The organism is Hydrogenivirga sp., assembly GCF_056450045.1.
The window spans coordinates 1-7,984 of the sequence record NZ_JBWONM010000224.1; the positions used below are offsets into that span (position 1 = coordinate 1).

The following is a 7,984-nucleotide window of genomic DNA, read 5'->3' on the forward strand; positions in this document are numbered from 1 at the left end:
ACCGACTAAACGGTATAATTGGAGGATGTCAAGATAAGAGGGAGTTGGGGAAAAAAGAGGGAAAATAAAGGATTATGGGAGTAATAGAAATCTTAGAGCAGTATATACGCAAAGTATACCACAGGAACAAGATTCCGCCAAAGGTAAAGGCAGGTAGATAAGGGAGGCAAACCCTGTTTTGTTTACCTTTCACGTCACGACGACAGGACACATGGACTACCAAGGTTGTGCTCAGTTCCGGCAAGGGGAGAACGATAATAGTGGAGACATGAAACCTTTGGTAGTAAGAATGCGGTGGAAAGGGCTTTCTTCCCGGTAAAGCACAGACTCAAGGGCTTTTACAAGAGGTTTCCATGGAACGCTAAGTATGAGACTATTTCAAGCTGTCTCAGTGCTTTTGTATTCCTATACTACACTTTGGAGGGTTTATTATAAAACTTGCTGAATCTGCGCTCTACAACTCCTCCCAAGGAGATCTTTCTATGGAAAAGTTGACATCCTCTATATCTCCGCCCACTTTTCCACATACCCGCAATGACACTGTGGACGCTCTTGTTATGCAGTTCAGGAGAAGAGCAAACCTCAAAGTCCCTAACCGCCCGTCCTTCATAAGGTAAACCCTTAGCTGGCTCAAGCAGGTGTAGAATAGCAAACATGCGCATTGAGTTCTCCCATCACTTTTGGGACAGATTTAAATGGAGAAGGGAAAATGCCCCTGTTCCCGTTTCCAGAGACGATGTTCTCCAAGCCATAAAGCATCCGGATCTTGTTCTTCCAGACCCGCACCACCCGAACAGGGAATGGAGAGTCAAGAAAATGCAAGGCTATTGCCTTAAGGTAATTGTTGAAACCTACCCTGATAGGGTGATAGCGATTACATTATTCTTTGATAGAGGACTGAGAAGGAGAGGATTATGCGAGTGAAATACGACCCGCAAACAGACGTGCTCTTTATACTTTTGAGTGAAGAACCTCCAATAGAAAGCGAGCACCTGCCGGAAGACATAATCCTTGACTACAGCAAGGATAACAGGGTTGTCTCGGTGGAAATACTTGACTTTATGAAAAGGAAAGAAAAGGATATAACCCTGCCCCTCAATCTCACGGAGAACCTATAGTACCCGAACATCCTCAACCCGATATCACTCTGAGTGCGAATAATTGATTTATTGCTTAACTCGGAAATACTTATTTATTTTTGTAATCTTACAAAGCTAACTTAGCTAAGTTAGTATATGCCGCGAGCACCCAGTTGTCTTATACTACAAACCTACAGTCCACCGCGTAGTGTAAGAAAGACAAAAACGAAGACTATATCTTACACTACACCCAACCTTTGCAAAGGTAGTGTAAGGAAGGAGATACCGGATCAGGCACCTTCCCGGAGTATGTCAAGAATAACGTCTTTAAGAGGTCTTCCTTCCCTGACAGCCCTCATTTTGAGCTCCATCCACAGATCGTAAGGGAGCTCTATGAGGAACTTCTTTACTCTGGGAACCCCGGCATCAGCATCCTTTTCCTCAACACCGGTTTTCTCCTCAACCTTTGCTGTCTTTATAAATTCGTCAGCGTCCCTCACAGGCTTTCTCGGTATCGCCATGCACCGCACCTCCGAATTTACTTAGCTTAATAAGCTAACTTACTGGACTTAGCAGTTTTCCCTTGACCTCTTCAAAGAGGCTTCTCATCTCGGCAGCAGCTTTTCTGTCGTTCATCTCAAGGACACCCTTTCCCTCCTTAACCGAGTTCCTGTAGGCAACCCTGGAAAAGAGCCTGGTGTCAAGTATCTCCACACCGTACTGGTCCGCCAGCTCCTTCAGGCTCTCTTCGGCTTCTTTCACTATGTTTGCCCTTATAACCTGGTTCACGAGGATGTAGGCAGGTATGTCGGCAAAAGCCCTGGCGTCGCTCAGGATCCTGAGGGTGTCCTCCGTTGACCACACATCGTACACGCTCGGCAGGGTAGGTATGAGAAGAACACCCATTGAGGCAGCCATCACAGCGCTCCTGAAAACCGAGCTGTCCCTTCCTCCTGCATCCACTATCACCACGTCATAGTTCGTAAAGCCGGACAGGTCTTTATGAATAGTGGGCTTCGTTATGGATATAGCCTGTATGTCGTCTTTCTCCCTGACAGCCCTGAAGCCTATTGAGCTCTCCTGGGTATCGGCATCAACCAGGAGGACCTTTTTACCTTCCAGGGCAAAGGCGACAGCCAGATTGCAGGCAACGGTACTCTTTCCTACACCCCCCTTCTGGTTCGCAACAACAACCGTCCTCACCTCTTCCACCTCCGTATCCAATTATATCGTAACCAACCTCAGCAATTTTAATTAAATTACTTAGCTAACTAAGTTAAGTTATATAATTAAGCTAATGGGTAAGAATGGACAGCTTCTCCTTTTCACCGAGTTCAGGACACCCGACGGTTCGGTACGGCTGAAACAGAAACCCTTTCCCCACATAGAGGTTCTTCACGGAAGGGGCAGCATGCTCCTCCCCGTTGAAGAGCTCAGAAGAGCCCGCAGGCTCCCGGACGGGCTCACTCCGCTTGAAAGAAAACTCATAAGGGAGCTCCTCAGGCACGCAGAGGTGACCTCCTCCCCTCACTGAAGTGAGAGGCTTCCTGCTTCAACGAGGTAGCTTACACCGGGCACAAAACACGGTGCAGAGGCTTCCCTCTCCACAGGCGTTACTTCCCCGCGGTCCACGGGTAGGGCAGACATCAGGCGGTCTGCCAGTCCTCTACAAGCTCCTCTAATTTCTTTTTCACCCCTCTCCCCGTTCCTTCTTCCTGAACAGCTAGGCTTTTCCTGAAAGTATGTCCTTAGCGGGAGGGGTGACCCTCAGGAGCCACTCAACCATGGCATCAGATTTGAAGGGGTCTCTTTTCCTCGTCCTCCTGAACTTCAGGGGGTAGCCTGAACGCAGTCTCTCCAGCTTATCCCTGTAATACCTCTTTCTCACCTCCTCAAGGCTCAGGACGATTTCTTTTCTTCCTGCCATCTCTCTTACCTCTTTTTAATATACCCTCCAGCTCCGGGTATATCCGTTCCTGCCGTGCCCTGTCTCTGAGGTAGTTCAGGTCTATCTCATCTTTGTATTTGTTCAGGAGGTATTCCGCCATCATGCAGTCTCCCTCGCTCTTCCCGACAACGCAGGCTGAGAGCCTGTCTATTATCAGGGCTTCTATCCCTATCACGTAAACTTCGCCCTCTATCTCGGGGACCTTGATTGCCCTTACCCTGTCATAACTTCCCGCAAAGCTGTCGTTCGGGACTTCAACGAACAGACCCAGCTCGTCAGACACAAAGACACTCCCCTTTTCTCTAAAGCATCCGGACGAAAGGAGTATCTCTTTCACCGCCTCTCTTGAACCTACGAGGTCTATGTCTCCTGACGTGTAGTGTCCGAAGCTGTAAATCTCAACCGCACTACCGCCCACCACTATCGGAGATCTTGCTCCTCTTTCTCTGGCTTTCCTGGTCAGCCACGCTCCGAACAGGAGGAGTTTTTCTACCTCGTTCCCTGCTTTCTTGACTCTTTCCAGCTCACGGTCAGGCACGGGTGTGCTCCTTGAGGCAGTTTTCCTGCAAAAGATAGTCCGCCACGCCTGTAATCGCAAGCCACCTAGGATTAGATTAATTGATGAGATGCCGTATCAGGAAGGAGCGTCCATCCTCGAAGAGGAGACAGCGTGCTCTCTTGCGATAGAGGGGATAAGGGTAGAGATGGAGGAGCTCGGGGGTAATGTGGAAAGGTTTGAGGAGCTCATAAAGGGGAGCTTTTGCACAGTTTAGCAGGGTGAAATTATGAAGGTGGCTTTCAACAAAAACTACTCCGCCTTCTCCCTCACGCAGAAGTATCAGAACACAAAGCTCTTCAAGATTATGGCAAAAGAGCTGTCAGGATACAGACCACGGAAGATACTTGATGTCGGGTGCGGGGATGCTAAAGAGACTGCATACCTTGCAAGAAAGTTCCCTCACGCCGAAGTAGTCGGAATAGACATATCGGAAGAGTTGATAGAGGAGGGCAGGGGCATAATCCGGAAGCTCGGACTGAACAATGTGAGACTTGAGGTGTGTGATTACTTCGATTTCAGGGAGGATAGGTTTGATGTGGTGGTTTCAAATAATGTATTCCACTGGTTTGGGAAAAGGGGCAGGGAAGGATACAGGAAGCTTGCATACCACCTCACCTTCGGAGGCTTCTTCTTCATACATCAGGGAGGAAGGTGGTCATACATAGCCCTGAGGTATCTCATGGAGAAGATGCTCAGGGAAATGGGCATAGAGCCTCCGCCTTACCCCCTTTTCTATCCCACAAAAAGACAGCTGGAAAGAATACTGGAGGAGCTGGGGTATTCAAACTTTGAAGTGCGCAAAGATGTGGAGCACGAGGTAAACAACAGGCAGATATACATAGATTTCACCTATGCAGGAGGACTTCCCTACATCTCTCTCCTTCCCCGGGAAAAGCAGGAAAGCTTCAGAAAAATGTTTGTAAGGAGAGCCGTGCAGGAAGAGTGTCCTGCTTTTCCCGTGAGGCTTTATGTGTGGGGTAGGTACACGCCCGAGCTTGAGTACATCTATATCAAGCAGGGGGGCTCCGTCCTGGAGCAGTATGCGGATGAGATAGAGGAGCTCCTGAAAGAGGTGGATGAGGAATTTGTACCACCGCTGTCAGCCCGGAGTTCAACTACACAACCGAGTTTCGGGAAAGAAGACCGGGCAGATATCTCTCCGTATCTGTCTTCTTTGCTGAAGCAGGGGTTCATAGCTGCAGTGGAGCCTTCGGGCAGGGTAGTCGGTTTCCTTTCATTCATAGAAGACTACGAGTGGAAAGGGAAGAAGTGGGTATACGTGAGTACGATAGCCGTCAGGAGCACGGCAAGAGGTCTGGGCGTGGGCAGGAAGCTTTATGAGAAACTGCTGACGAAGCACGAAGGGAAGCTCATCCTGACGAGGACATGGACGGGGAACACTTCTCACATGAAGATACTCAGGAAGACGGGCTTTGAGGAGCTGGAAAGAATCCCTGACCACAGGGGCAGAGGCATAGATACAGTGTACATGGGCCTAACAAGTTACAAAACCTGAGCAAGTACAGGAGAGCTCTCAGAACACAGACAGGGTTTCAACAGAGCTGTCTTACACTACATACAAATATGTGCCTTGTAGTGTAAGAAATCTTACACTCAACAGAAAAGTAGTGTAAGATCAGAGTTCAGACAGGAGCTTCTCCAGTGAAGACCTCACATACTCCAGCCTGGTTTCAAGTTCCTTTATCCGGTTTTCGATCTCTTCAAGCTCTTTCATGTCCGCAGGATGACCCGGCTCCTCCTCGCCCAGCTTTCCCATGTATACGGACCTGACCCTGTCCCCTTCACGGACGGTCCTGTACACGTAAGGTCCGTGACCTTCCCCGGAAGCACATACCCTGCAGTTCTTCTTGCCGCACTTTACATATCGCACGAAGTATCCTTTCTTCACGGAAGATGAGCGCCTGGACCGGAGCTCCCTCAGTTCCCTCTCCATCTTCCTGACCCTTTCAACAAGCTCCCTTATCTCTTTCACTTCTCCTCTCCGAAAACTATTGTACTTATCGGCAAAAGCACCGGCGATCTGGAAACCGCAGGTGTATATATCTTACACTACAGGCAATGTAGTGTAAGACAAGCCATGTAACAAAGCCTGCTAGAAACATAGGCTACCTTTCCTTCCGTAACTTCTGTCTGGTTCTTACAGCACACACACAGCTTTCCTATATGTGTGATATTTATATATCTTGTTTTAATCTTTTTATATACTTTCTTGTTTTCGGCGACGCGGCTTTACTGCGGTTCAAGGACTTGATGGATGTAAAGACGAGAAAAAGGGTGTCTCCGGGACCCTAAAGACGAGAAAAGGGGTGTGAAAAACGAGAAAAGGGGTGTCAAAGACGAGAAAAAGGGTGCGAAAGACGAGAAAAGGGGTGTGAAAAACGAGAAAAGGGGTGTGAGCTCCGGGGCGACTTTCCCGACGACGAGATGTTATAATTTTCTCGTCTTTAGACGGGAGGGGCGACATGTCAGGTATTCTCAGGTACGAGCCGGACAGGACCGGAAAGAGAAAGGTAACCAAGTCCAACAGGCTGGTTGAGGCAAGGTACAAGCTTACTCTGAACGAGCAGAGGCTTATACTCACTTACATATCCATGCTCACTCCGGACGGTGAGGAGTTTCCCACGGTGAGGATAAAGGTCAGGGACCTTATAGAGGTCCTTGAGCTCGATACACAGAAGTATTACCACGAGCTCAAGGGCATACTTAAGAAGCTCCGTTCACGCGTGCTTGAGATACCGATGAAAGATGGCTACGTGGTTACCGGATGGATAGATATGGCTCGCTATTACGAGAAAAAGGGTGAAGTTGAAATCAGGCTTTCAAGGGAGCTGAAGCCTTACCTCCTTAAGCTCAAGGAAGCCTTCACGACCTATGCGCTCAGGAACGTTCTCAGACTGAAGAGTTCTTACTCAATAAGGTTTTACGAACTGCTCAAGCAGTATGAGAAGATAGGAAGAAGGAGGCTTGAGGTTGAGGAGCTCAGGGGGATCCTAAAAATAGAGCCCGGTGAGTACAGCAGGTACAATGACTTCAAGAGGTTCGTCATACTGCCTGCAAAGAAGGAGCTCGAGGAAAAGACGGATATCAGCTTTGAGTTTGAGGAAATAAAGAAGGGGAGGAAGGTCGTTGCACTTGAGTTCATAATAAAGGTCAAGGGAAAGAACAGGAAGAGGGTGGACTTTGAAGAAAGGTACAGGGAGCTGAAGGAGGGCTTTGCCTACCTCCTGGAGGGAGTAAGTTTCAGGAGGCTGACCGAGGGGCAGGTCCTTTTCTTTCTCCTTAACTCCCAGCTACCGCCGGAGAAGACGCTTGAGGCACTCCTTGAGGATGACAGGAATACGGATCTTAGAAACCCCGTGGGCACGCTTATGGTGACCATCCCCCTCAAGAACCCGAGGGAAGATACCTGGCTCCTGAAGTATTCTGGGAGCGATTATGACCCCGACTGGTGGAAGGAAGAGTTTGAGAGAAAGCTTTCAATTGTGAAGAGGTACATGGATGTGGACGTGAAACCTCCCGGAAGTGAGGAGGAAGCAGCCGCTGTCCTGAAGGACCTTCAGGTGCGTCTTGCGAAGAGCTTCTGGAGGAAGCTCCCTGCAGAGAAAAAGAGGGTAATAAACAGATCCGTAGAGGGGGTGAAGGACAGGAACATGAAGATGGAGATAAAGTCAGCCCTCGTCCTGAAAGAGGCAGGTGTCGAGTCCCTCTCCCTTTACTCCTGAAAGCCGTTAGCTCTCTTCTTCCTTTTGCCCTTCCCGTTGAGCCTGACGACTATCTTCCTGCAGTTGCTGCAGAGCTCCAGGTCACCGACTTCCTGCAGGCTTACCTTCTTTTCCTCAATCTCCTTCCAGTTGAAGGATGCGTAGCCACAGGCGGGTCTTCCGTCTTCTCTCAGGAGGTGCCACTTGTGTCCGTAGGGTCCTTTCCCGAAGAGTAACTCCTTCACAGCTCTGTCTATTTTACAGAAGATCTCGCCAGAAAGCCCCGTATCTGTGATACGGGAATGAATGGCGTTCAAAAGGTTGTAAAATCATATAAGAACCATGACCAAAGCAGAGAGAATCAAACAAACCCTCAAACAGACCAAAGAGAAAAGGAAGCTCCAGACTCCCAGAGTATTTCAACTTAAACTCCAGAACCTTTCTGAAGAAGACCTGCAAACCCTGGATAGACTTTTCTTAGAAGCCAAGTGGTTCTATAACTACACAATAGCTGACGTTGAAAACCGCTTGAGTGGTGAGCCAGAAAAGCTCAAAGAGGTTAAGATAAAAACCCCAAATGGCTTTGAAAAGAGAGAGCTAAAAATCTTAGGGTCTCAAATTAAACAGGGAATTGTTGAGAGAGTCAGGGACAGTTTAAAGGCTCTTAAGAAGGCAA

The 7,984-nt window shown here is 48.6% G+C and carries 12 protein-coding genes and 1 pseudogene; 7 read left to right on the forward strand and 6 right to left on the reverse strand.

Annotation, left to right across the window (positions count from 1 at the left end; all coding sequences use genetic code 11):
* Nucleotides 1-654 precede the first annotated feature (654 nt).
* Both AC1HCM_RS09205 and AC1HCM_RS09210 read left to right on the forward strand, forming a co-directional pair.
* Nucleotides 655-924, forward strand: coding sequence for a DUF4258 domain-containing protein (locus tag AC1HCM_RS09205; RefSeq protein ID WP_479461466.1), 270 nt, complete (start codon nucleotides 655-657; stop codon nucleotides 922-924).
* On the forward strand, nucleotides 915-1,118 hold the full coding sequence (locus AC1HCM_RS09210; protein WP_479461467.1) for a DUF2283 domain-containing protein: 204 nt from the start codon (nucleotides 915-917) through the stop codon (nucleotides 1,116-1,118). Before AC1HCM_RS09205 ends, AC1HCM_RS09210 begins: the two co-directional genes overlap by 10 nt.
* 251 nt (nucleotides 1,119-1,369) lie before the next feature.
* On the opposite strand, the gene AC1HCM_RS09215 is transcribed toward AC1HCM_RS09210, so the two are convergent.
* Nucleotides 1,370-1,600 (reverse strand): hypothetical protein, encoded by a 231-nt coding sequence (locus AC1HCM_RS09215; RefSeq protein WP_479461468.1) that lies wholly within the window; start codon nucleotides 1,598-1,600, stop codon nucleotides 1,370-1,372.
* 34 nt (nucleotides 1,601-1,634) lie between these two features.
* A complete protein-coding gene (locus tag AC1HCM_RS09220; RefSeq protein ID WP_479461469.1) occupies nucleotides 1,635-2,282 on the reverse strand; it encodes a nucleotide-binding protein in 648 nt (215 codons plus the stop codon).
* Between the two features lie 94 nt (nucleotides 2,283-2,376).
* Here AC1HCM_RS09220 and AC1HCM_RS09225 point away from each other — a divergent pair, with 94 nt between their 5' ends.
* Entirely contained in the window at nucleotides 2,377-2,613 is a 237-nt protein-coding gene (locus AC1HCM_RS09225; protein WP_479461470.1) for a hypothetical protein, read from the forward strand.
* 189 nt (nucleotides 2,614-2,802) lie between these two features.
* On the opposite strand, the gene AC1HCM_RS09230 is transcribed toward AC1HCM_RS09225, so the two are convergent.
* Nucleotides 2,803-3,006: a hypothetical protein gene (locus AC1HCM_RS09230; RefSeq protein WP_479461471.1), complete on the reverse strand. Its 204-nt coding sequence runs from the start codon at nucleotides 3,004-3,006 to the stop codon at nucleotides 2,803-2,805.
* A complete protein-coding gene (locus tag AC1HCM_RS09235; RefSeq protein ID WP_479461472.1) occupies nucleotides 2,972-3,565 on the reverse strand; it encodes a hypothetical protein in 594 nt (197 codons plus the stop codon). Before AC1HCM_RS09235 ends, AC1HCM_RS09230 begins: the two co-directional genes overlap by 35 nt.
* A gap of 88 nt (nucleotides 3,566-3,653) precedes the next feature.
* Between AC1HCM_RS09235 and AC1HCM_RS09240 the strand changes: the two genes are divergently transcribed.
* Nucleotides 3,654-3,800: a hypothetical protein gene (locus tag AC1HCM_RS09240; RefSeq protein ID WP_479461473.1), complete on the forward strand. Its 147-nt coding sequence runs from the start codon at nucleotides 3,654-3,656 to the stop codon at nucleotides 3,798-3,800.
* Between the two features lie 12 nt (nucleotides 3,801-3,812).
* On the forward strand, nucleotides 3,813-5,102 hold the full coding sequence (locus tag AC1HCM_RS09245; RefSeq protein WP_479461474.1) for a GNAT family N-acetyltransferase: 1,290 nt from the start codon (nucleotides 3,813-3,815) through the stop codon (nucleotides 5,100-5,102).
* Nucleotides 5,103-5,222: 120 nt separating this feature from the next.
* Here the strand turns inward: AC1HCM_RS09245 and AC1HCM_RS09250 are convergent, their stop codons facing one another.
* Nucleotides 5,223-5,579 carry a DUF6788 family protein gene (locus tag AC1HCM_RS09250; protein ID WP_479461475.1) on the reverse strand — a complete coding sequence of 119 codons (357 nt, stop codon included), beginning with the start codon at nucleotides 5,577-5,579 and terminating at the stop codon, nucleotides 5,223-5,225.
* A gap of 490 nt (nucleotides 5,580-6,069) precedes the next feature.
* Here AC1HCM_RS09250 and AC1HCM_RS09255 point away from each other — a divergent pair, with 490 nt between their 5' ends.
* On the forward strand, nucleotides 6,070-7,329 hold the full coding sequence (locus AC1HCM_RS09255; RefSeq protein WP_479461476.1) for a replication initiation protein: 1,260 nt from the start codon (nucleotides 6,070-6,072) through the stop codon (nucleotides 7,327-7,329).
* Here AC1HCM_RS09255 and AC1HCM_RS09260 read toward each other — a convergent pair.
* Complete coding sequence (locus tag AC1HCM_RS09260) at nucleotides 7,320-7,553, reverse strand: hypothetical protein (protein WP_479461477.1); 234 nt, start codon at nucleotides 7,551-7,553, stop codon at nucleotides 7,320-7,322. The genes AC1HCM_RS09255 and AC1HCM_RS09260 overlap by 10 nt on opposite strands.
* A 97-nt stretch (nucleotides 7,554-7,650) precedes the next feature.
* Between AC1HCM_RS09260 and AC1HCM_RS09265 the strand changes: the two are divergent.
* A pseudogene (locus tag AC1HCM_RS09265) lies at nucleotides 7,651-7,984 on the forward strand (RNA-guided endonuclease InsQ/TnpB family protein); the annotation flags it as partial.